At 71.8% G+C, this 20,960-nt stretch carries 21 protein-coding genes; 5 read left to right on the forward strand and 16 right to left on the reverse strand.

Annotated elements, in window-relative coordinates; translation table 11 throughout:
• From rhaD to D450_RS0113610, 4 genes are all read right to left on the reverse strand, one after another.
• A partial coding sequence (rhaD, locus tag D450_RS0113595) for a bifunctional rhamnulose-1-phosphate aldolase/short-chain dehydrogenase (protein ID WP_017539217.1) occupies positions 1-1,297 on the reverse strand: 1,297 nt, incomplete at its 3' end.
• A 52-nt stretch (positions 1,298-1,349) separates the two neighbouring features.
• A complete protein-coding gene (gene rhaI / locus D450_RS0113600) occupies positions 1,350-2,510 on the reverse strand; it encodes an L-rhamnose isomerase (protein WP_017539218.1) in 1,161 nt (386 codons plus the stop codon).
• Positions 2,507-2,866 (reverse strand): L-rhamnose mutarotase, encoded by a 360-nt coding sequence (locus tag D450_RS0113605; protein WP_017539219.1) that lies wholly within the window; start codon positions 2,864-2,866, stop codon positions 2,507-2,509. The genes rhaI and D450_RS0113605 overlap by 4 nt, the downstream gene beginning before the upstream one ends.
• Before the next feature lie 22 nt (positions 2,867-2,888).
• Positions 2,889-4,199 (reverse strand): MFS transporter, encoded by a 1,311-nt coding sequence (locus D450_RS0113610; RefSeq protein WP_051063586.1) that lies wholly within the window; start codon positions 4,197-4,199, stop codon positions 2,889-2,891.
• Between the two features lie 1,068 nt (positions 4,200-5,267).
• Here D450_RS0113610 and D450_RS0113615 point away from each other — a divergent pair.
• Positions 5,268-6,260, forward strand: coding sequence for an aldo/keto reductase family protein (locus D450_RS0113615; RefSeq protein ID WP_026128535.1), 993 nt, complete (start codon positions 5,268-5,270; stop codon positions 6,258-6,260).
• A gap of 4 nt (positions 6,261-6,264) precedes the next feature.
• Here D450_RS0113615 and D450_RS0113620 read toward each other — a convergent pair whose 3' ends face one another.
• The 3 genes from D450_RS0113620 to D450_RS0113630 form a co-directional block, all read right to left on the reverse strand.
• Complete coding sequence (locus D450_RS0113620) at positions 6,265-6,807, reverse strand: MarR family winged helix-turn-helix transcriptional regulator (protein WP_017539222.1); 543 nt, start codon at positions 6,805-6,807, stop codon at positions 6,265-6,267.
• 148 nt (positions 6,808-6,955) lie between these two features.
• Positions 6,956-7,456: an HAD domain-containing protein gene (locus tag D450_RS0113625; RefSeq protein WP_026128536.1), complete on the reverse strand. Its 501-nt coding sequence runs from the start codon at positions 7,454-7,456 to the stop codon at positions 6,956-6,958.
• Between the two features lie 201 nt (positions 7,457-7,657).
• Complete coding sequence (locus D450_RS0113630) at positions 7,658-8,674, reverse strand: SDR family oxidoreductase (RefSeq protein WP_026128537.1); 1,017 nt, start codon at positions 8,672-8,674, stop codon at positions 7,658-7,660.
• A gap of 215 nt (positions 8,675-8,889) precedes the next feature.
• On the opposite strand from D450_RS0113630, the gene D450_RS0113635 reads away from it, so the two are divergent.
• Positions 8,890-9,285, forward strand: coding sequence for a hypothetical protein (locus tag D450_RS0113635; RefSeq protein WP_017539225.1), 396 nt, complete (start codon positions 8,890-8,892; stop codon positions 9,283-9,285).
• 45 nt (positions 9,286-9,330) lie between these two features.
• On the opposite strand, the gene D450_RS33685 is transcribed toward D450_RS0113635, so the two are convergent.
• Complete coding sequence (locus D450_RS33685) at positions 9,331-9,483, reverse strand: hypothetical protein (RefSeq protein WP_161631146.1); 153 nt, start codon at positions 9,481-9,483, stop codon at positions 9,331-9,333.
• Between the two features lie 524 nt (positions 9,484-10,007).
• On the opposite strand from D450_RS33685, the gene D450_RS34000 reads away from it, so the two are divergent.
• Entirely contained in the window at positions 10,008-10,175 is a 168-nt protein-coding gene (locus D450_RS34000) for a hypothetical protein (RefSeq protein ID WP_017539227.1), read from the forward strand.
• 72 nt (positions 10,176-10,247) lie between these two features.
• Here the strand turns inward: D450_RS34000 and D450_RS0113650 are convergent, their stop codons facing one another.
• The 7 genes from D450_RS0113650 to D450_RS0113680 all read right to left on the reverse strand — a co-directional run bounded on the left by D450_RS0113650 (position 10,248) and on the right by D450_RS0113680 (position 18,349).
• The gene (locus D450_RS0113650) at positions 10,248-10,718 is read right to left on the reverse strand and encodes a bifunctional nuclease family protein (protein WP_017539228.1); all 471 of its coding nucleotides are present in this window, start codon (positions 10,716-10,718) and stop codon (positions 10,248-10,250) included.
• A 214-nt stretch (positions 10,719-10,932) separates the two neighbouring features.
• Positions 10,933-11,475: an FHA domain-containing protein gene (locus D450_RS0113655; RefSeq protein WP_026128538.1), complete on the reverse strand. Its 543-nt coding sequence runs from the start codon at positions 11,473-11,475 to the stop codon at positions 10,933-10,935.
• A 350-nt stretch (positions 11,476-11,825) separates the two neighbouring features.
• Complete coding sequence (locus D450_RS0113660) at positions 11,826-14,324, reverse strand: mannose-1-phosphate guanyltransferase (protein ID WP_017539230.1); 2,499 nt, start codon at positions 14,322-14,324, stop codon at positions 11,826-11,828.
• A 109-nt stretch (positions 14,325-14,433) separates the two neighbouring features.
• Positions 14,434-15,138 carry a CDP-alcohol phosphatidyltransferase family protein gene (locus tag D450_RS0113665; protein WP_017539231.1) on the reverse strand — a complete coding sequence of 235 codons (705 nt, stop codon included), beginning with the start codon at positions 15,136-15,138 and terminating at the stop codon, positions 14,434-14,436.
• Positions 15,139-15,369: 231 nt separating this feature from the next.
• Positions 15,370-16,200 carry an ArsA family ATPase gene (locus D450_RS0113670; RefSeq protein WP_394296824.1) on the reverse strand — a complete coding sequence of 277 codons (831 nt, stop codon included), beginning with the start codon at positions 16,198-16,200 and terminating at the stop codon, positions 15,370-15,372.
• A 107-nt stretch (positions 16,201-16,307) separates the two neighbouring features.
• A complete protein-coding gene (locus D450_RS0113675) occupies positions 16,308-16,583 on the reverse strand; it encodes a cory-CC-star protein (RefSeq protein ID WP_017539233.1) in 276 nt (91 codons plus the stop codon).
• Positions 16,584-16,588: 5 nt separating this feature from the next.
• A complete protein-coding gene (locus tag D450_RS0113680; protein ID WP_017539234.1) occupies positions 16,589-18,349 on the reverse strand; it encodes a carbon starvation CstA family protein in 1,761 nt (586 codons plus the stop codon).
• A 184-nt stretch (positions 18,350-18,533) separates the two neighbouring features.
• On the opposite strand from D450_RS0113680, the gene D450_RS0113685 reads away from it, so the two are divergent.
• Positions 18,534-19,379, forward strand: coding sequence for a hypothetical protein (locus D450_RS0113685; protein ID WP_017539235.1), 846 nt, complete (start codon positions 18,534-18,536; stop codon positions 19,377-19,379).
• A 108-nt stretch (positions 19,380-19,487) separates the two neighbouring features.
• Complete coding sequence (locus D450_RS0113690; RefSeq protein WP_026128540.1) at positions 19,488-19,880, forward strand: hypothetical protein; 393 nt, start codon at positions 19,488-19,490, stop codon at positions 19,878-19,880.
• Positions 19,881-19,931: 51 nt separating this feature from the next.
• Here the strand turns inward: D450_RS0113690 and D450_RS30155 are convergent.
• Positions 19,932-20,960: carbon starvation CstA family protein (locus D450_RS30155; RefSeq protein ID WP_017539237.1), on the reverse strand; the 1,029-nt coding region annotated here is incomplete at its 5' end.

Below are 20,960 nucleotides of genomic sequence, written 5' to 3' on the forward strand. Positions count from 1 at the left end.
TCCCCGAGGCCGCACCGGTCACGAACGCCACCCGCGTGGCCAGCGGCTTGGGCGCGGGCCGGCGCTTGAGCTTGGCCTCCTCCAGCGCCCAGTACTCGATGCGGAACTTCTCCTCCTCGCCGATCGGGCTGTAGGAGGACAGCGCCTCGGCGCCGCGCATCACGTTGACGGCGTTGGCGTAGAACTCGCCGGCCACGCGCGCGGTCTGCTTGTCGGCGCCGTAGGTGAACATGCCCACGCCCGGGACCAGGACGACGGCCGGGTCGGCGCCCCGCATCGCCGGGGAGTCCTCGGTGGCGTAGCGCTCGTAGTAGGCCCGGTAGTCGGCGCGGTAGGCCTGGTGGAGCGCGGGCAGCGCCGCGACGACCTCCTCCACGGGGGTGTCGGCGGGCAGGTCGACGACGAGCGGTCTGACCTTGGTGCGCAGGAAGTGGTCGGGGCAGCTGGTGCCCAGCTCCGCCAGCGCCGGCATCTTCTCCCGGGACAGGAAGTCGAGCACGGCGGCGGAGTGGGTGAAGTGCCCGACCGCCGGCGTGTCGGTCGAGGCGATCCGGCGCAGGTGCGGGGCGAGGGCGGCCGCCTTGGCCCGGCGCTCCTCCTCGGGCAGCGGGGCGTACCCCGGCCGCACGGCGCCGAACGGCTCGGCGGCGCCCTTCTCCGCGATGTAGCGCTCGGCGGTCGCGATGATCCAGCGCGAGTTGGCCTCGGCCTCCTCGGAGGTCTCCCCCCAGGCGGTGATGCCGTGCCCGCCCAGGATGGTGCCCACGGCCTGCGGGTTGGCCCGCTTGACCTCGGCGATGTCCAGCCCGAGCTGGAACCCGGGCCGGCGCCAGGGCACCCACACGACCTTGCCGCCGAAGACGGTGCGGGTCAGCTCCTCGCCGTCGGCGGCGGTGGCGATCGCGATGCCCGAGTCGGGGTGGAGGTGGTCGACGTGCGCGGCCTCGACCAGGCCGTGCATGGCGGTGTCGATGGACGGTGCGGCGCCGCCCTTGCCGTGCAGGCAGTAGTCGAACGCGGCGACCATCTCGTCCTCGCGCTCGACGCCGGGGTAGACGCCGGCCAGGGCCCGCATGCGGTCCAGGCGCAGCACCGCCAGGCCCTCCGGCGTGAGGGTGCCCAGGTCGCCGCCGGACCCCTTGACCCAGAGGAGTTCGACGTCCTCACCGGTCACGGGGTCGGTCCCGGTGCCCTTGGCCGAGGTGTTGCCGCCGGCGAAGTTGGTGTTGCGGGGGTCCGAGCCCAGCGCGTTCGACCGCGCGATGAGCTCGGCCACCGTGGGGTGGAGGTCGGGCATCGCTTCTTCGTGCCTCTCTCTTTCGCTGTTCCGTGGGATCCGGCGCGCGGGCTCAGGCCCCCCAGCCCGCCTGGGTGCCGCCGACGCGCTCGGCCTCGATCGCCTCCTGGTAGCCGGAGTCGCGGTAGGCGCGCATGGGGTCGGCCGGCAGCCCGCGCGAGGCGCGCCACCGGGCCAGCATCGGGCGGACGTCGGTCTGGAAGGCGTCCATGAAGACCTCGTTGGCGCGCAGCACGTCGCCGGCGACCTGGGCGTCGCGCAGCGCCGCGGTGTCGAGGAGGAGCGCGCGGGCGGTCATCTCCTGGACGTTGAGCACCGAGCGGATCTGTCCGGCGATCTTGTTCTCCACGTTGTGGCACTGGTCGAGCATGAAGGCCACGTCCGGGTCGTTCAGCCCCCCGCCGCGCACGACCTCCACCAGGATCCGGAAGAGCTGGAAGGGGTCGGCGGCGCCGACGATGAGGTCGTCGTCGGCGTAGAAGCGCGAGTTGAAGTCGAACGAGCCCAGCTTTCCCAGCCGCAGCAGCTGCATGACGATGAACTCGATGTTGGTGCCGGGCGCGTGGTGGCCGGTGTCCAGGCAGACCACCGCCCGCTCGCCGAGCGCGGCGACCTGGGCGTAGCTGGTCCCCCAGTCCGGGACGTCGGTGTGGTAGAAGGCCGGCTCGAAGAACTTGTACTCCAGGACCAGGCGCTGGTCGGGGCCGAGGCGGTCGTAGATGGCCCGCAGCGACGCGTGCAGGCGGTCCTGGCGGCCGCGCATGTCGGCCTGGCCCGGGTAGTTGGAGCCCTCGGCCAGCCAGATCTTCAGGTCGCGCGACCCGGTCCGGTGCATGATGTCGATGCACGCGAAGTGGTGGTCGATCGCCTTCTGCCGGATGCGCGGGTCCTCGTGGGTCAGGGCGCCGAACTTGTAGTCGTCGTCCTGGAAGGTGTTGGAGTTGACGGTGCCCAGGCGCACGCCGTTCTCCCGGGCGTGCTCGTCCAGGGCCGCGAAGTCGCACCGGTCCCAGGGGATGTGCAGGGCCACGGTGGGGGCCAGGCCGGTGTGGCGGTGCACCTGGGCGGCGTCGGAGACCTTCTCGAACGCGTCGCGCGGGGTCCCCGGGGTGCCGAACACCTTGAAGCGGGTCCCGGAGTTGCCGAAGGCCCACGAGGGCAGCTCGATGGCCTGGGCGGCGAGGTCCTCGGTGATCTGGTCGAAGGCGGTCACTGCGCCCTCCCTTCCGTGGTGGCGTCAACGGCGGCGAGCTGGTCCTCCAGGTGGAAGACCTCCCGCAGGCGGACGGGGCCGGCTTCGAAGGAGCCGCCCTCCGCGAAGAAGGGGCGCATCGAGGCCTGCCACCGCGCGTTGATCTCGGTGGTGTCCATCCGGGCCTGGGCCGCCTCGTAGTCGGGGGTCTCCAGGTAGCCGATGACGGTGCCGTCGTCCTGTGCGAACAGCGAGTAGTTCGTCCATCCGGCCTCCCGCAGGGCCCGGAGCATCGGCGGCCACACCGCCCGGTGCCGCTCGATGTACTCCTCCATCCGGTCGGGCCGCACCTGCATGCGGAAGCACACGCGCTCCACCGGTTCCTCCTTCCTCACGTGCTCACTCGCCGGCCGCGGCCGGGGTCCGCCCGCGGGGGCCCGGGTCGAGGACCCGGCCGTACCGCTCGACCTCGATCTGCTCCAGGCTCTTGCCCTGGGTCTTGGGCGCCCAGACGGTGCCGATGACCAGGGCGGCGACCAGCAGGCCGAGGATGAGCACGCCCACCCCGTGGATGCCGGTCTGCTCCAGCATCAGCGGGAACCACAGGCTCAGGACGCCGACCATGACGCGCACCAGCATGAACATGACGCCCTGGGCGGAGGCGCGGTAGCGGGTCGCGAACAGCTCGGCCGCCCACAGGCCGTAGAAGGCCTGGGCGCCGATGCCGGCCGAGACGCCCCAGCCGGTCGCGAAGAACAGCAGGGAGAACCAGCCGGCCGGGCCGTAGATGAGCACGGCCCAGGCGGCCACCCCCAGGGCGGCGCCGATGAAGTAGAGCCGGCGGCGGGAGAAGCTGTCGCCGTGCTTCATGAAGCCCCAGAACGTCGCGGCCGACGTCAGGGTCCACACCAGCACCTGCAGGAGGTACTGGGAGGAGGCGTCGGTCAGGCCGGTCGCCTCGTAGATGCGCGGCTGGAAGATGCCGGCCTGGCCGGCGACGGTGTTCCACAGGCCGTACACGCCGACCAGGAACAGCAGCGCGGTGAGGTTCTTGCGGTGCGTCAGCAGCTGAAGGAAGCCGCGGTAGGTGCCGACCCGTTCGGGGTCGGACCGCTGCTCCTTCCACCGCTGCGACTCGTCGAGCCCGCGCCGCACCCACCAGGTGACGGCGGCGACGACGAACAGGTGGGCGAAGACCAGCCGGGCGCCGAGCAGCCCGAGCGGTTCGACGAGGACGGCGAGCAGGAACCCGATGGCCGGGCCGATCGACCAGGCGAGCTGGGCGACCCCGACGTGCCCGGCCCTGCGGTCGTCCGGGGCCTCCTCGGCGATGTAGGTCCAGGCGGCCGTGACCCCGGCGCCGACGGCGATGCCGGTGAGCACGAACCCGGTGAGCAGCATGCCGAAGTTCATCGCGAAGACCGCGAAGAGCGTGCCGAGCATGTACAGCAGCAGGTCGTAGGTGTAGATGAACTTGCGGCCGTAGCGGTCGCACAGCGGGCCGCCGACCGCGGCGCCGATCGCCGCGCCGAAGGCGTTGGCGCTCAGGGCGCTGAGCAGGCCCACCGCCATGCTGTCCAGGCCGAACTCGTCCTGCCAGAGGCTGAGGCTGGTGGCGATCGCGATGATCGACCCGGCCTCGATGTAGTTGGACATGGCCACGGCGGTGGTGGCCTTCCATTTCGACGCTGAGGTCGTCGCAGCCTTCATCTGCGGGGTTCTCCATCTCGTCGTCGGCGCGGGCGTGGCGTCCGCGCCGCAGCGGAGGCGGTCGGTGCGGCCGTGGGGCCGGGCGCGCCTGCGCTGGAGGGGGTGGTGCGGGGGTGCGGGAAGAGGGACGGGCGGGCCCCGGCGCCGCGGCGGACGGTACCGGCCCGGGGCCCGCCGGTGTCACGCCCGGTCGGCCCGCCGGCGGGGTGCCGGGGGGCGCCCCCTGAGGGCGTGGTGGGTCGTCATGGTTCGCTCCTGCTCGTAGGGGAGAGCCGCCGCCGGTGGCGTGGGGTGCCGCGCGAACGGGACGGAAGCCACTCTAAAACGATTCAAAGTGATGGGCGCAACACTTGCACGTGCCCCCGCACACGTCAAGCCCCTCATCTGCGAACACGTAGTGACGATGCGTCACCTCGAACCCCCACGCCTCACCGCCCCCGCGCCGCCGCGGTCGGCCACCCGTCCGCCGACCCGACACCACACCCATGCCCAAGCCGACGCGATCCATGTCCTACCATGAATCGATTCAAGATGGCGGTGTGCCATGACGCGGGTCGGCCGCCCGGGAGCGGTGATCAACCGCGCGCGAGGTGGCGATTCGACCACTCCCGATCGCCGGTTCCGCTAGAGCCCCCGCCCCGACGGCGAACCGACCGGGCACAGGACACGCGCAATCCGTCCACCGAAGATGCGGGCTCCACACGACCGGCTGGCGCACCGAGGGACAGATCCCCGGGGTGAACGATCCCCCTCCTCCGTCCACCGCCACGGGAGGCCAGGCGATGGGGGCTCGTTCGCGCTGCAACACTGTCGTTCGAGGTGGAAGGGGCCCAACGCGCCGGGCAAGCGGCGCACGGCCACCGAACGTGAGGAGCTCGCCGAGCGCCTGGGCCGACCCCGCAGGCCCCCGGGCCACCGCACCCCCGCCGAGGCCCTCAACGACTTCCTCGTTGCGACAACCGATGGACACCAAGGCCGCCGACAGCCACCGCCCGCCCTGTTTGCCGTTTTTCGTTTAGCGCTATACGTTCTGCGGTGTCCCCACCCGACGACCCGCAGGAGGAACCGGTGCACCACCGCCCCCTCGGTGCCAGCGGCTTGAAGATCAGCGAGATCTCCTACGGCAACTGGATCACCCACGGATCCCAGATCGACGACGAGGCCGCGACCGCCTGTGTGCACGCCGCCCTCGACGCCGGGATCACGAGCTTCGACACCGCCGACGTCTACTCCGAGACCCGCGCCGAGAGCGTGCTCGGCGCGGCCCTGGCCGACCGGCGCCGCGCATCGCTGGTGCTGTCCACCAAGGTCTGCAACCCCACCGGACCCGGTCCCAACGACCGCGGCCTGTCCCGCAAGCACGTCGTGGAGAGCTGCGAGGCCTCCCTACGGCGCCTGGGCACCGACTACGTCGACCTCTACTACGCGCACCGCTTCGACCCCTCCACCCCGCTGGAGGAGACCATGCTCGCCTTCGCCGACCTGGTGCGCTCCGGAAAGGTCCTCTACGTCGGCGTCAGCGAGTGGACCGCCGAGCAGATCGCGCGCGCGGCCGCGCTCGCCCGCGAACTGCACGTGCCGCTGATCGCCTCGCAGCCCCAGTACTCCCTGCTGTGGCGGGTCCCCGAGGCCCAGGTCTTCCCGGCGTGCGAGCGCGAGGGCATCGGCCAGGTCGTCTGGTCGCCGCTGGCCCAGGGGCTGCTCACCGGCAAGTACCGCCCCGGCGCCCAGCCCCCGCCCGGGTCGCGGGCCGCCGACGCCACCGGGCGGCGCTTCGTGGACATGCTCGCCGGGCAGTGGTTCGGCGACCCGGCGGTGCTCGCCGCCGTGCAGGAGCTCAAGGGGCTCGCCCAGGAGGCCGGGATGCCCCTGGCCCGCATGGCGATCGCGTGGGTCCTGCACCACCCGTCGGTCTCCTCGGCCGTCATCGGCGCCAGCCGCCCCGAGCAGGTCGCCGAGAACGCCAAGGCCTCGGGCACCGTGCTCGACGCCGACCTGCGCGCCCGCATCGACGAGGTCCTGGAGGGCCTCGTCGAGCGCGACCCCGCCAAGACGGGGTAGCCCGCTATCCGTGGCCCACGTGCGTGACTCCGCTGCTGCCGAGCGTCTCCTGCACGCTGTCGAGGAGCGTTCCCAGCAGCGCGGCGAGCTCGTCCCGCTGCCCGGGGGCCAGGCCCGACAGGAGTTCGGCCTCGCGGCGCAGGACGCGGTCGACCGTCTCCTCCACCAGCCGGTGCCCGGCCTCGGTGAGCTCGATGTGGACGGCGCGGCTGCCCTTGCGGGCCGGGTGGCGCCGGACCAGCCCCAGGGCCTCGGCACGCGCCACCCGCTGGGTGATCGCCCCGGCGGTGACCAGTGAGCGCTCGGCCAGTTCCCGGGTGCTCACGGTGTAGGGCTCCCCGCTGCGGCGCAGCACGCTGAGCAGGTCCAGGGTGGCCGGGTCGATGCCCGCCTCGGCGAGCACGGCCCGGCGGTCGTCCCCGAAGTGCTTGGCGAGCTGCCAGATCCGCGTGACCACCGCGATGGAGTCGACGGGGGTCTGCGGCCGCTCCCGGCGCCACGCCGCGATGATCTCCTCGACCGGGTCGGAGCGGCGCTCGCTGCCCATGCGTCCCCCTACGGATCTCCGACTCACCGTTGAACAGGCCCCGAACCTACCGGACCGGGGCGCACGCCGGGGCTTCCAGACCGCCGCTCTCCGTGGCACGGGCCCGCCGACGCCGCAGGAGCCGCTGTCGGCCCCGAGGCGGCGGGGATCACGGCGCATCCCCCGTAGGCGCCGCGGCGTGCTCGGCCCAGGCTTTCAGCGCCGCGAAGTCGCCGTCCGCCAGCCCAAGGGCAGGGTCGACGTAGTGCAGCAGTGCCGGGCCGGGGTGATGACGGGCGACGAAGTCGCGGTCGGCGTCGCCGAGCTCGTCGTCCACCCAGGCGAAGGGGCGGTCGGACGCGAAGTCCACGATGGGCACGGTCTTCCAGTGCAGCCCACCGTAGGCGGGCGCGGCGTCCGGCCACTCCACGACCGGAAGCTCGGGCAGTGCGAGGAACGGTCCGATCCAGGCGTTGGCACCGTGCTCCCAGGTGGTGGCCCACACCGGTTCTAGGGGCAGGGTGAGGACGGCTTCACCGTGAGAACGGCACAGAAGCACGTCGGCATTGGCCGGGTGGCGGCTGTACCCGGCCCGGTGGAGGGAGCGGCGAGTCCCGGCATAGGGGTTGAGAGGGCCGTCCACATCGAGGAACAGCAGAGGTCGGGCCACACTCCTCCTTGAAGCCTCGGGCCCGGCGGTCACCGGGGTGCCGAGGGGTGCTCGTCCGATCGAGGCAAGGGTATTCGCGGCTCCCGGACGCCTGCCAGTGGCCTGCGTTCACCCGTCTTCTGCGGCCGGGCCCTACCTCTGTCGGCTTGCCCTCGCAGATAGGGCCGACGGGCCGCAACCTCCTCAGCTCTCCGTCTCCGTCTAAGCGCGGCGCCAACGGACGGCCAGGGCGGCGGCACCCGCGGCGAGCAGCAGGGCGGAGGCGGTCGCGGTCCGGTGCCGGTCGACGACGGCCTGCGGGCTGAAGCGGCGCGCCTCCCGGCCGAACATGCCCCGCGCTCCCCGGTCGGCCTCCGGGCCGCCGGTGTCCAGCGGGGAGAACAGGTTGTCGTCGCGGTCGGGCAGGACCCGGCGCCGACGCTCCTGGGCGGCGTAGGCGGTGCGCCCCAGCCGCCGGTCGAGCAGGTGGGGCGCGAGCCGGGAGGCGGCGACCGTGCCCACGGTGGAGGAGCCGACCAGGAAGCCGCGGGGGCGCGGGTGCCGGGCCGCATGGGCGACGGCGCGCGCCGCCACCGCCGGGTCGAAGACCGGCGCGACCGGCCGCGGCCGCCCCTGGATGTGCGCGCGCACCCAGCCGAACTGGGGCGTGTTCACCGCGGGCAGGTGCACCTCGGTCACGCGCACCTTGGAGCCGTCGTGCGCCAGTTCGGCGCGCACGGAGTCGGTGAACCCGCGCACCGCGTGCTTGGCGGCGCAGTACGCCGCCTGCAGGGGGATCCCGCGGAAGGCCAGAGCCGAGCCGACCTGGACCACCACCCCGCGGTCGCGCGGGATCATGCGGCGCAGCGCGGCCCGGGTGCCGTGCACGAACCCGAGGTAGCCGACCTCGGTGACCCGCCGGAACTCGTCCGCACCGGCGTCCATGACCGGGGACAGCAGCGAGGCCATGGCGTTGTTGACCCACAGGTCGATCGGGCCGAGCTCTTCGGTGACGAGGTCGGCCGCCTGCTCCACCGCCTGTTCGTCGGCGACGTCGGCCACGGCCACCGCGGCCCGGCGCCCGACCGAGCGGACCTCTGCGGCGGCCCCGTCGAGACCGGCGTCCCCGCGGGCGATCAGCCCCACGTCCCACCCCTCGGAGGCCAGCCGCCGGGCGGTCCCCCGCCCGACACCCGCACTGGCCCCGGTCACAACGGCGACCCCGCGACGGCGTGCCATGGCTCGACTCCCTCCGCACGGCGACTGCACTCCCCGCCCGCTACCCGGAGCACCAGTCCCCAAGCACGAGGGGTCGGCCCGGTTCGCGAGCGACCGCTCCCCCTTCCCCAGGTCGCACCTTTTCCCCCACATGTCCCGGATGACCTACGACGACCGAACATTGCCGTCGCCTCACGGCCGGAGCACACTGGGAAACCACGCGTCGAGGAGCCGTCATGCGCACTCTGATCCCCATAGCGGTCCTCCTGCTCACGGCCGCGTGCTTCGCGCAGCCCACCGAGACCGCAGGTCGGTCGTCCCCCGGGACCTCACCGTCACCGAGCGCCTCGCCACGTTCATGGGAGGACCTGCCCAGTGCAGAGCAGAGCGCGTCCGCGACGGTCGCCGCCCCGGAACACGTCCCCGAGCCGGCCTCCGAGTCGACACAGGACGACGCGTGGGTGAGCTACGAGGAGTGCATCTACGGCGGTGGGTCAGAGACGGAGTGCTCACAGCTGCCCCGTAATGAGGACCTCGAAGTACCCAGCGTGGACGAGCAGATCCAGCAGTGCACCGAGCAGACAGGGCTCCCGCAGGAGTGCGAGGACAAGATCCGCCACGGCATCCCATAGCTCGGACATGCGGGCCGGGGGTGCGCCGAAGCGGGCCGATGAGGTTCACCGAGTGAATTCCAGGTGCACCACCGAATCCACTTCCTCACGAGAAAGGGTCGTCGTCTCGATGGACTCCCCGTCGCCCAGGACCGATTCTGTATCCACCTCCAGCTCATAGAAATCGTCTTCGGGAACGTCCTCGATCTTGAAGTCCATGGCGCACTCGTAGGGGTCCAGGGACGTCACCTCGCCGATCTGCGCAGGCTCCCCCGCCCGCCTCGGCCTCCCCCTCGATGCGGGACTGCGCCTCCCCCGCGGCCACGATGCCGCCCTTCGCGTCCCGCAGCACGTACGACGTCCCCAACCATACGCAGAACTCGTCATCGTGGTTGCGTCCGAGCGCCCCCGACCCCGTGGACACCTTGACGGTGAACCACAGCGCCTCATCCGACGACGGCGACCCCGACGGATCCGCGGCCGGCATCCCCTCTCCTGGGCCGCACGCCGCTGCCACCACCGTCACGGGGAATAGCAAAATGCCCGACCGACGCATCACACGGGTCCTTCCACCCCGGGGGAATCACGATGCCCTCAGTCTGCTCGCTCCCGCCTTCACCAGGAGGGGGAACAGGGAATTCTCCACTCCCGGTCAAGCCGCCGGTCGATGGACGGCAGGGCGATTCACGTGCCGTGTGTCGCTGCTACGCTCCGGGGCGTTGTCGAATCGGAGGGAATGGCGCATGAAACACGTCTCGTTCGGGCTCGCCGCCGCCGCGCTGGCGTCTTCCGTGCTCGCGCTCGATGTCGCCTACTATCCGACCGTGGCGACGGCCGCGCTCCTCGGGCTGTTCGCCGTCTGGCTCTTCGTGACCGTTCGCGACGCGCGCTCGAAAGGCGGCGTCCGCTGAGGACGTCCGCGAAAAAGGACTGCGCCTACAAGGCTGATAAGGACGAAGGGGGAATGCTCCCCGACGGGGTCCTCAGGTGGTGCGGCCGAAGTCCTCAGGAGTGATGGTGTCGAGGAACTCGCGGAACTTCTCCACCTCGTCCTCCTGCTCGTCCGGGATGGGGACGCCGGCCTCGTCGATGACGTCCTCCTTGGCGTAGATCGTCGCTCCGGTCCTCAGGGCCAGGGCGATGGAGTCCGAGGGGCGCGCGCTCACCTCGACGCCGTTGGAGAACACCAGTTCGGCGTAGAAGATCCCGTCGTCGAGGGCGGTGATGTTGACCGTGTCGAGGGTGGCGTCCAAGGCTTCGAGGACGTCGCGGAAGAGGTCGTGGGTCAGCGGGCGCGCAGGGGTCACCCCTTGCTGGGCCAGCGCGATCGCGGTGGCCTCCACCGCCCCGATCCAGATGGGCAGGTAGCGTTCGCCGCCGGTCTCCTTCAGCAAGACGATCGGCTGGTTCGAGGGCATCTCGACCCGGACGCCGACGACCTCCATGTGCTTCACTGCGGCTCCGTCCCCACGACTGGTGTACCGGATGGGCACCGGCCCGGCTGTGCTGTCGTTCCCGTCCTCGTACAAGGCTAGGCCGCCGCCTCCGGACGGGGCGCCCTGGGGCCGGAGGCCGCTCCGCGCCGCTGCCGACGGTCTTCGATTACAAGGCTGTCCGGTCGGGGGCGGGCGCAAACCTTCCGCGCCCGGCCCCTGTGCGCGTTCCTGGTCAGCGGCGCGGCTTGGTGAGCAGCACCAGGCGGAACTTGCCGATCTGCACCTCGTCGCCGCCGCCGAGCTCCGCCTCGTCTATGCGCTCGCGGTTGACGTAGGTGCCGTTCAGGCTGCCCACGTCGCGCACCCCGAAGCCGTCGCCGCGGCGGAAGAACTCCACGTGGCGCCGGGACACCGTGACGTCGTCGAGGAAGATGTCGCTGTTGGGGTGGCGCCCGGCGGTGGTGATGTCGGAGTCGAGCAGGAAGCGGCTGCCGGCGTTGGGCCCCCGCTTGACCACCAGCAGCGCGGTACCGGGCGGCAGGGCCTCCACGTTGGCCGTATCGGCCGGAAGCTCCTCGGCGGCGTCCGTCTCGGCCTCGAGGGCCTGGATGCCGGCGATGGAGATCGTGGACGTGGTCTCGCCGACGGAGTCGCGGCGCTCACCGGCCCGGGCGGGCTCTTGTCCGCCCCTGCGCACGGGGGTCCCACAGTTGGAGCAGAAACGGGCATCATCCGCAACGGCGTGACCGCACTGCGTGCAGTTAACGCTCGACATAGGTCGGCTCGGCCTCCTACCGCACGGGGGCGGTGCTCAGATACGTATCGGCTGCTGGTCTGGTCCTGCCTGGCGGCCGAAGCCGCTCACCTCCCAGGCTCTCCCTCCTGGCAACGAAGGGGGTGCTCGTCGGTGTTCCCGGATCGCCCTCGGCGGTCGTCCTCCTTACCTCCGGCATCCGTCCGGCGCGTCCCCCGTCCGCGTGGCCAGTGTTGCGGGAACACTCGACTCTAAACCATATCCAGCCCCTGCCGGAGCGCCCGCGGGCCCTGAGCCGCAACGGATTTCGGCCGACTCCGGCCGAGCGGTACGGACGGCCCGCAAGCCGTCCGCACCGCCCCCCGCCAGGGTCATCCCTCGGCGCGCTCCACGACCGCCGCCCACTCGTCCAGCAGGCGCTGCGCGGTGTCGGAGTCGGCGCCCTCGGCCCAGATGCGGGTGACCGCCTCGGAGGTGTCGGGCAGCACCAGCGCCCAGGAGCCGTCGGGCTCGACCACCCGCACCCCGTCGGTGGTGTCGATCTCGCGCTCCCCCGCGGCCTCCACGACGGCCCGCATGACACTGCCCTTGACCGCCCAGGGCGTGGGCACCGAGCGGCGCAGCTGGTGCGCCTGGGGGATGCGCCGGTCGATCTGGCTGACCGACAGCCGGGTCCGCGCCACCAGCCCGAGCAGCCGCACGAACGCGGCGATGCCGTCGGTGGTCCGGGTGAACTCCGGCATGATGTACCCGCCGCGCCCGTCGCCCGCGAAGACGATGTCGTCGGCCTTGGCCGCCTTCGTGAGCTCGTCGGTGGCGGTGGGCGTCCACTGCACCTCGGCGCCGTGGAACCGGGCGACCCTCTCGGCGACGCGGGTGGTGGTCACCGGCAGCGCCACCCGTCCCCCGCCGCGCTCGGCGGCCACCAGGTCCAGCACGACCAGAAGCGCGCGCTCGTTGTCGATGAGCTCGCCCTTCTCGTCGACGATCGACAGCCGCTCGGCCACCGGGTCGAAGCGCACCCCGAAGTCGGCCCGGGAGGAGGACACCAGCTCGCCCAGGTGCTGCAGGTCGCGCATCTGCTTGGCGAGGGTGTCGGTCGGCGAGGCCTCGTCCAGCCGGTTGTTGAGGGTGAGGACGTCGGCGCCGATCCTGCCGAGCAGGGACGGCAGCACCAGCGACCCGGTCCCGCCCGCACAGTCGATGACGACCTTCATCTCCGCCTCGGCCACGCCCGAGGTGTCGATGCGCCGGAGCAGCTCCTGGGCGTAGCCCTCGACCCCCCGGGAGGGGAAGGACAGCTCGGCGATCTCCCCGGGGAAGGCGCGGCGGAACTCGGCGCGCGAGTAGACGCGCTCCAGCTTGCGCTGGGCGGCCGGCGAGAGGTCGGCCCCGCTGGAGTCGAGGAAGACCAGGTCCACCGCCTGCGGGTCGCCCGGCGTCGTGCGGATGGCGATCCCCCCGCTGACACCGCTGTGCGAGGTGTTGTAACGGGCCACCGGCATGGGGACCGCCTCCAGGTCCCGCACGTCGATCGCGCCCGCAGTCAGGGCGCTGACGACGGCGCGCTTGAGCGTGCGCGCGGCCCGGGAGGCGTCCCGCGATGTGGTGACGACCGATCCCTTCTTCAGGGTGGTGGCATAGGCGCTCGCCAGGCGCACGGCGAGTTCGGGCGTGATCTCGACGTTGATCAGCCCGGAGACGCCTCTGGGACCGAACAGCGAGCGCTGGCCGCGCGACTCCCAGATGACGTTGGTGTTGACGACCGCCCCGGCCTCAATGGTCTTGAAGGGGTAGACCTTGATGTCGTTGGAGAGGTACGCCTCGGACTCGATGACGCATTCCTCGCCGATGATGGCGCCCTCTTCGATCCGGGCCCCGGACATCACATCGGTGTTCTTTCCGACGACACAGCCGCGCAGGTTGGTCGAGGCGCCGATATAGACGTTGTCGTGCACCACCGTGCGATGGAGGAAGGCCTCCGAGCGCACCACCGCATTGCTGCCCAGAACGCTGTACTCGCGCAGCTCGGCGCCGGCCTCCACCTTGGCGTAGTCCCCGATGTAGAGGGGGCCCTTGAGCACGGCCTCCGGATCGATCTCGGCGCCTTCACCGACCCACACCCCGGGGGAGACTTCGAAGCCGTCGATCTCGACGTCCACGAGCCCCTTGAGCACGTCGGCCTGGGCGCTCAGGTAGGACTCGTGGGTCCCCACGTCCTCCCAGTAGCCGTCGGCGATATAGCCGTAGAGGGGTTCGCCCTCCTTGAGCAGCTCGGGGAAGACGTCGCCGGACCAGTCCACCACCTCTCCGGCGGCCACGCGCTCCAGCACCTCCGGCTCCATGATGTAGATGCCGGTGTTCACCGTGTCCGAGAAGACCTGCCCCCAGGTGGGCTTCTCCAGGAAGCGCTGCACGCGCCCCTCGTCGTCGACGATGATGATGCCGAATTCCAAGGGGTTGGCCACGCGCTTGAGGCCGATGGTGACCATGGCCCCGTTCTCGCGGTGGAAGCGCAGCATGTCGCTGAGGTCGATGTCGGTGAGCGCGTCGCCGGAGATGACGATGAAGGGCTCGCCGTGCAGGTGCTCCTCGGCGTTCTTCACGCTGCCGGCGGTGCCCAGCGGCACCTCTTCGGCCACGTAGTGCAGCTTCATCCCCAGCTCTTCGCCGTCGCCGAAGTAGTTGCGGATGAGCGTGGCCAGGAACTGCACGGTGACCACGGTCTCGTCGATGCCGTGCTTCTTGAGCAGCCGCAGCACGTGCTCCATGATCGGCTTGTTGACCACGGGCAGCAGCGGCTTGGGCTGGTTGGCGGTCATGGGGCGCAGGCGGGTCCCCTCACCGCCCGCCATGACGACGGCCTTCATCTGGGGCACCTCCGGTCCGCCGGGGCGGTGCGCCTGCCCGCCGCCGGTCTGAGTCTCTCGTCGCTGGTCCTGCCCCCGGTCGGTCGCTGATACGCCCTCGGGCGTTCTCTCATGGCGAGGAAGTCGCTCCCTTCCTGTCACTGTGGGGCGGCCCGGGGTCGCCGGTGGACGGGGCGTCCGGCCCGACGGCCTTCTGCTCCTCGCCCTCGCATGCCCCGGATCCGCCGGGCGCGCCCGCCGCATCCGCACCGGTACCCCGTTCCGGAGCGGTCGCGCGGTCGGCGCGCCGGGCCTGTCGGATCAGACTCTGGCCCTGGACCGCGTACAGCAGTCCGGCCCACCAGTAGATAGCAGTTCCCCACAGGGCGAACGCCCAACCCGTAATCCGTGCGACATCGCCTACCACGCCGCCGTATCCGGCCACGAACAGCAGCGGGAAGGAGTAGAGCAGGCACAGCGTCGCCGCCTTGCCCGCGAAGTTGACCGGGAGCGGGCCGTAGCCGAAGTGGCGCAGCACCGGGAGCGACCCGATCATGAGCACGTCGCGCAGCACGAGCACGGCCATCAGCCACCAGGGCACGACGCCGCGCACGACCAGGCCCAGCACGGCCGCGAAGATGTAGAGCCGGTCGGCCATGGGGTCCAGCAGGGCGCCGAGCCGGCTGGCCTGGTTCCATGCGCGCGCGATCTTGCCGTCGAGCCAGTCCGACAGGCCCGCGAACGCCAGGACGCCCAGCGCCCACCAGTCGGCCTCGGGGACCAGGATCAGCCACAGGAACAGCGGCACGCCGAGCAGCCTCAGCATGCTGAGCATGTTCGGAATCGTCCACACCCGGTCGCCCGGCGTGTTCGTACGGTTCGCCACCCCACCTCCAGAGTTCCCCGTTCCGAGCCTACCGGTCCTGCCTGTGGCGGAATCTCGGCGTCCGAAACCCTTTCGGGTGGTCCTTCCCCCCGGCGGCCCCGGCTGACCGGCCCACCTCCCCCGCTTTCCCGGCGGCGTCCGGGAGGCGGAGTTCAGGAGGCCGGGCAGGGCGGGGCACGGCTACAGGTGCGCGGCCAGCGCGCGCAGGGCCGGCTGCCCTGTCGGCTCACTCGGGGTCAGGCCGAGCTCGACCGCCCCGGCCTCGGCGAAGCGCCGCCTGGCCGCCTCAAGGGGCCCGGTGTCGGCGTCCTCAGGGACCTGGTTGATGACCGCGGGGCCCAGGCGGAAGCCGGCCTCGGTGAGCTGCTCTGCGGCGCGCTCGGTCTCGGCGAGGACCATCCGTCTGGGGATGAGCACCAGCCGCACCCATGCATCACCGCGCAGCCGGTCGGCGGCCCGCTCCAGCTTGCGTCTGCGGGCGTGCAGCTTCTCCAGCAAGGGGTCGTCCGGTGCCTCGCTGGGGCCGCCGACGATCCCGGCGGCGAGGCGGTCGGCGTCGAGGACGCGCTCCCGCTGGCGGGCGAGACCGCGTACCCACGGCGTCAGCAGTTCGGGCAGGGCCAGCAGGCGCAGCAGGTGCCCGGTGGGCGCGCTGTCGACGACCAGCCGGTCCCAGGTGTCGGGGACCTCCTCCATGGCGTCCATGAGCAGGTCGGCCAGGGCCGACTCGGCCATTCCGGGGCTGGAGGCGGCGTGTTCGAGGTGGCGGGAGACGGCGGGCATGATGTCGCGCGGAAGCGCGCGGTAGGCGTCGTCGGTCACCTCCTGGACCCGGCGGTCGACCGCCGCGTCGGCGTCCGGCTCGCGCGCCCAGAGGGACTCCGCGAGCTTGACGGGCTTGTCCCCCAGGCGGGCTTCGAGCGCGTCGCCCAGGGAGTGGGCGGGGTCGGTGGACACGACGAGCGTGCGCAGCCCTTCGTCTGCGCACTTGAGGGCGTAAGCGGCGGCCATGGTGGTCTTGCCGACGCCGCCCTTCCCACCGAAGAACACGATGGGCGGTGCGCCTCCCCCGCCTTCCGCGTCCCTACTCGGGCCTTTTCCCCGGCCCTTGCCCCTGCTCAACAGCACACCCCCGGATCGCCGAAGTCCTCCCGCCCCATGCGCTGGTGCCATTCGTGCAGGTCGGCGACCATGTAAGGGATGAGGTCGAGCGTCTCATAGGCCACCGGGCCCTCCACCCCCAGGGTCTCCAGGAGCAGCAGGGCCCGGAGGGTGTCCTGCTGGGTGCGCGCCTCGCGGCGCATGACGTGGCGCCACCGCGTCTCGAACCAGGCGGTGTGGAACTCCTCCACCTTGCGCCAGGCCTCGCGCAGTCGCTCAAGGCGCGCACCCATCGCCGTCAGGCCTCCGTGTCCGCGGTCGTCTCGACGGCGTCGTCCTGCCCGTCCTGGGCGGCCGGCGAACCCGCCTGCAGGGCGCCGCGCTCGGCCCACGCCTTGCGCAGGGCCAGGGCGGCCTCGACCATCAGCCACAGCGCGACGACGAAGATGACCGCGTCCAGCGGCGCCAGCAGCACCACGTCGACCAGCTCGTCGGAGGTGGCGAACTTCCACAGGTTGGTCACCAGCGCCCAGGAGGTCATGACCATCAGGAAGACCAGTGGGACGAGGACCGCGACCGGGTTGCGCGACTTCTTGGTCACCCAGACCGCGACGACGGCCAGGGCCAGGCCGGCGGTGAGCTGGTTGGTGGTGCCGAACAGCTGCCACAGGGTGCCGAAGGCGAAGTCGCCCGGGATCATCGCCAGCGCCAGCGGCACCAGGGTCGCCACCACGGTGGCCAGGGTCAGGTTGCGCGCCAGCGGCCGGACGCGGGCGATCTCGCCGATCTCCTGGACGATGTAGCGCTGCAGCCGCACGCCGGTGTCCATGGTGGTGGCGGCGAAGCTGATGACGACCACGGCGGCGAAGACCGTGGCGGTGGCGGCGGGGATGCCCAGGTTGGAGGCGAACCCGGCGACGCCGTTGACGAAGTTTCCGGTGGCGCCGGCCGAGGCGGTGCCGAAGTCGGCGTAGATCGCGTCCCAGCTCTGGTCGGAGACGATGACCACGCCGGCCGTGCAGGCCAGGATGGAGCACAGCGCCAGGCTGCCCTCGCCCACAGCGCCCATGTAGCCCACGTAGCGCGCGTCGGTCTCCTTGTCGAGCTGCTTGGCGGTCGTCCCCGAGGCGACCAGGCTGTGGAAGCCGGAGATGGCGCCGCAGGCCACGGTGATGAACAGCAGCGGGAACCAGGACGGGGAGTCGGCGGGGACGTCGTTGACCACCGGGGCGGCGATGGTGTCCATGCCCACCGCGACGCCGAGCAGGATCACCAGCAGCGCGACCAGCATCTGCTGCTGGTTGACGTAGTCGCGCGGCTGCAGCAGCAGCCACACCGGCAGCCGCGAGGCCAGGAAGGCGTAGGCGAAGATCAGCACGATCCACACCATCCGCGGCTCCACGCCGAGCAGGCCGGCCAGCGGGTCGACGGTGACCGGGAAGCTCTGCCCCAGCGGGATGCAGGCGTAGATGAGCACCAGGGCCACCACCGACGGCAGCAGGGCGGCGGTACGGCGGCGGTAGACGAACTGGCCGACGACGACCGCCAGCGGGATGGGGACCAGGACCGGCAGGACCGCCTCGGGGGTGCCGATGAACAGGTTGGTGATGACCACCGAGAAGACCGCGTTCACCAGGGTCAGCAGGAAGAAGATGATCACCAGGAAGAGCGCGCGGGCGCGCTTGCCGATGACCTCGCTGGCCAGGGTGCCGATGCTCTTGGCCTTGTGGCGCACCGAGACGGCCAGGGCGCCGAAGTCGTGCACCCCCGCCGCGAAGACGGTGCCCAGCACCACCCAGACCAGCGCCGGACCCCAGCCCCAGAACACCGCCACGGCCGGGCCCACGATGGGCGCCGCACCGGCCACGGAGATGAAGTGGTGGCTGAAGACGATGTGCTTGTTGGTGGGCAGGAAGTCCACGCCGTCCTTGTAGGCGTGGGCGGGGGTGGTGAAGGCCGGGTCAAGCGCGAAGACGCGCTTGGAGAGGTAGGCAGAGTAGTACCTGTAGCCCAGCGCGAAGATCGCCAGTGCGGCGACCAGCACGACGACTGCCGGCATTGAGGGATCCTTACTATCCGCGGTTCGTTCCCCTTGACCCGGCGGTCGCCGGGGCGCCGGTGAGGCCGTCGCAGGGGAGGTGGCTGGGCGCGGACGCGCCGAATGATCACAAACCGTGTCAAGATCGACTAAAGTCACCAGAAGCTAACATGAGATCCCGATCACCACAAAGGCGTGACCTTGTATGACGGCTCCCGACGACCACGACGACCACGCTGAGGCCTGGCGGCGGGCGGTCACCGGAGAGCTGTGCTGGGTCGGCCCCGCCGGGCCGACCGGCATCCCGGTGGTGCCGCTGCTGCTGGAGGGCCGCCCCTGCGCCGCCCTGCCCGCCGCCCACCTGGCCGCGGCCGACACGCTGACCGGCGGCCGGGCGGCGTTCGCCCTGTCGGGCGAGCGCGCCGACGGCGGGCCCGGCCGGGTGGCCGCCGGGCCCGTCGAGGTGGTGGCCGACGCCGAGGGCGAGCTGTTCACCGAGCACCTGCTCCCCCAGGAACTGGTCAAGCACCCGCCCACGCGGCTGCGCGCCGACAGCCTGATGGCCCGCCGGGAGAACTGGTGGTGGCTGCCGCGGGTGGTGGTCGTGCTCGCCCGCGCCGAGACCGAGCGGGAGCTCCCGGTGCGCTCGCGCCCCGGGGACGCGCTGCTGGTCCGCCCGGCGATCGGGGAGAGCCCGGCCGGGCCCGCGGAGGACCCGCGAGTCGACGTGGTCACCGCCGACGAGTGGCCGCGGGAGGGCGGGGACCCGGCGCTGGTCCGCCGCCTGGACGGGGCTCCCCTGCACGGGCGCGGGGAGCGGGCGTTCGTCTTCGGGCACCGGCACAGCCCCGACTTCGAGCGGTGGGAGCGCTGGGACCGCTCGGGGACGGTGACGGGGAACCGCCTGTCCGTGGAGGGCTCCGAGGGCGACCCGGTGGCGGAGGTGGCGCCCTTCGGCATGCTGGACCGGCTGCGCAACCACCGCGAGGTGGTCAAGGCCTGCAAGGAGGGCGTGGCCGCCCTGGAGGCACGGCGGGCAGCGGGCGGCTGACCCCCTGCCCCTCCCCGAACCTCTCCTCTGACCTGCGCGTTTCCTCGCACTGCACCGGGGGCACGTATTACCGCGTTCAGTCGCCATGCGATCACTGGGGGTACGTGAATGCGGATGCTCATACGGGCGGGGACGGTACTGGGGGCCGCGGCAATGGCGCTGGCGCCGTTGCAGGGCGCGCAGGCACAGGAGGCCGACTGCGAGACGGTCGCCTCCGCCCGCGACTCCACAGGGGCACGGCTGTGGATCGAGGTGTGCGACCCGTACAAGGTCCGCGCCGGCGGCGAGGACCTCTCCCCTGGAGACACGGTCACGCTGCGCGAGGGCCATCGGGGTCGGATCATCGGAGAGGCGGTCGTCGCCCAGGGCGAGGGCTCGGCCACCACGGAGTACTGGTCCGGCTACGTCGGGTACAGGGAGCGGCCCTACAGTCATATCGCCCTGGTGGACCTCGGCGGCGAGCACGCCTTCAGCGTCTCGGAGACCGACCGCAGCCGCTGAGTCGCCCCCCCAGGGGGCCGGGAACGGCGCCCGACCCCCTGGGGGCGCGGTTCACCCCTCGTCTGCCCCGCCCACCGAGGACGCGGAGTCGCCGCCGCTCTCCGCCCCCGGGCTCGGCCGCCCGCGCCGCTCGGCGAACGCGCGGCGCAGGGCGAAGGCGGCCTCGACCACCATCCACACGGCCAGGGCCAGGACGGCCAGGTCGAGGGGGGCCAGCAGGAACCTCTGCAGCGGCTCGGGCGAGGCGAGGAACCCCATCGCCTGGATGACCAGCGCCCAGGCGGTCATCACGACCAGGAACACCAGCGGGATGAGCACCATGACGGGGTTGCGCCCCCTCCGGGTGACCCACACCGCGATGACCGAGAGCGCGAGCCCGGCCGTGAGCTGGTTGGTGGTGCCGAACAGCAGCCACAGGGTGCCCAGCGCGAAGTCGCCGGGGACCAGGGCCAGCGCCAGCGGGACGGCCACGGCGAGCAGCGTGGCCAGGGTGAGGTTCCGGGCGAGCGGGCGGACCCCGGCGATGTCGGCGATCTCCTGGATGATGTAGCGCTGCAGGCGCACCGCGGTGTCCAGGCTGGTCGCGGCGAAGCTGATGACGACGATGGCGGCGAAGACGATGCCGATCTGCTGGGGGACCAGCAGGTTCTCGGCGAACCCCGCGACGCCCTCGGTGAACCTCCCGGCCGGGTTGTCCTGCGCGGAGGCCCAGTCGGCGTACATCTGGTCCCAGCTCAGCCCCTCGTTCCCGGAGAGCACCAGCACCCCGGCGGTACAGGCGAGGATCGAGCACACCGCCAGGGTGCCTTCGCCCAGCGAACTCATGTAGCCGACGAAGCGCGCGTCGGTCTCCCTGTCCAGCTGCTTGGAGGTGGTCCCGGAGCCGACGAGGCTGTGGAACCCCGAGACCGCGCCGCAGGCGATGGTGATGAACAGCAGCGGGAACCAGGGCGGCGAGCCGGCGGGGACGTCGTTGACCACCGGGGCGGCGATGGTGTCCATGCCGACGACGATGCCGAGCACGATGATCGCCAGGGCCAGGACCATCTGCTGCTGGTTGATGTAGTCGCGGGGCTGGGG

It is taken from the genome of Nocardiopsis halophila DSM 44494, from assembly GCF_000341245.1.
In the GTDB taxonomy this organism is placed as follows: Bacteria; Actinomycetota; Actinomycetes; order Streptosporangiales; family Streptosporangiaceae; genus Nocardiopsis_A; species Nocardiopsis_A halophila.

Excerpts from the sequence above, each read along its gene's own strand:
- D450_RS0113670 (WP_394296824.1), bottom strand. The coding sequence starts at position 16,200 with ATGGCCGCCGCTTACGCCCTCAAGTGCGCAGACGAAGGGCTGCGCACG.
- D450_RS0113620 (WP_017539222.1), bottom strand. The coding sequence starts at position 6,807 with ATGGGCAGCGAGCGCCGCTCCGACCCGGTCGAGGAGATCATCGCGGCG.
- D450_RS0113660 (WP_017539230.1), bottom strand. The coding sequence starts at position 14,324 with ATGAAGGCCGTCGTCATGGCGGGCGGTGAGGGGACCCGCCTGCGCCCC.
- D450_RS0113655 (WP_026128538.1), bottom strand. The coding sequence starts at position 11,475 with ATGTCGAGCGTTAACTGCACGCAGTGCGGTCACGCCGTTGCGGATGAT.
- D450_RS33685 (WP_161631146.1), bottom strand. The coding sequence starts at position 9,483 with ATGGACTTCAAGATCGAGGACGTTCCCGAAGACGATTTCTATGAGCTG.
- D450_RS0113685 (WP_017539235.1), top strand. The coding sequence starts at position 18,534 with ATGACGGCTCCCGACGACCACGACGACCACGCTGAGGCCTGGCGGCGG.
- D450_RS0113610 (WP_051063586.1), bottom strand. The coding sequence starts at position 4,199 with ATGAAGGCTGCGACGACCTCAGCGTCGAAATGGAAGGCCACCACCGCC.
- D450_RS0113635 (WP_017539225.1), top strand. The coding sequence starts at position 8,890 with ATGCGCACTCTGATCCCCATAGCGGTCCTCCTGCTCACGGCCGCGTGC.
- D450_RS0113675 (WP_017539233.1), bottom strand. The coding sequence starts at position 16,583 with ATGGGTGCGCGCCTTGAGCGACTGCGCGAGGCCTGGCGCAAGGTGGAG.
- D450_RS0113630 (WP_026128537.1), bottom strand. The coding sequence starts at position 8,674 with ATGGCACGCCGTCGCGGGGTCGCCGTTGTGACCGGGGCCAGTGCGGGT.
- D450_RS0113665 (WP_017539231.1), bottom strand. The coding sequence starts at position 15,138 with ATGCTCAGCATGCTGAGGCTGCTCGGCGTGCCGCTGTTCCTGTGGCTG.
- D450_RS34000 (WP_017539227.1), top strand. The coding sequence starts at position 10,008 with ATGAAACACGTCTCGTTCGGGCTCGCCGCCGCCGCGCTGGCGTCTTCC.
- D450_RS0113690 (WP_026128540.1), top strand. The coding sequence starts at position 19,488 with ATGCGGATGCTCATACGGGCGGGGACGGTACTGGGGGCCGCGGCAATG.
- D450_RS0113680 (WP_017539234.1), bottom strand. The coding sequence starts at position 18,349 with ATGCCGGCAGTCGTCGTGCTGGTCGCCGCACTGGCGATCTTCGCGCTG.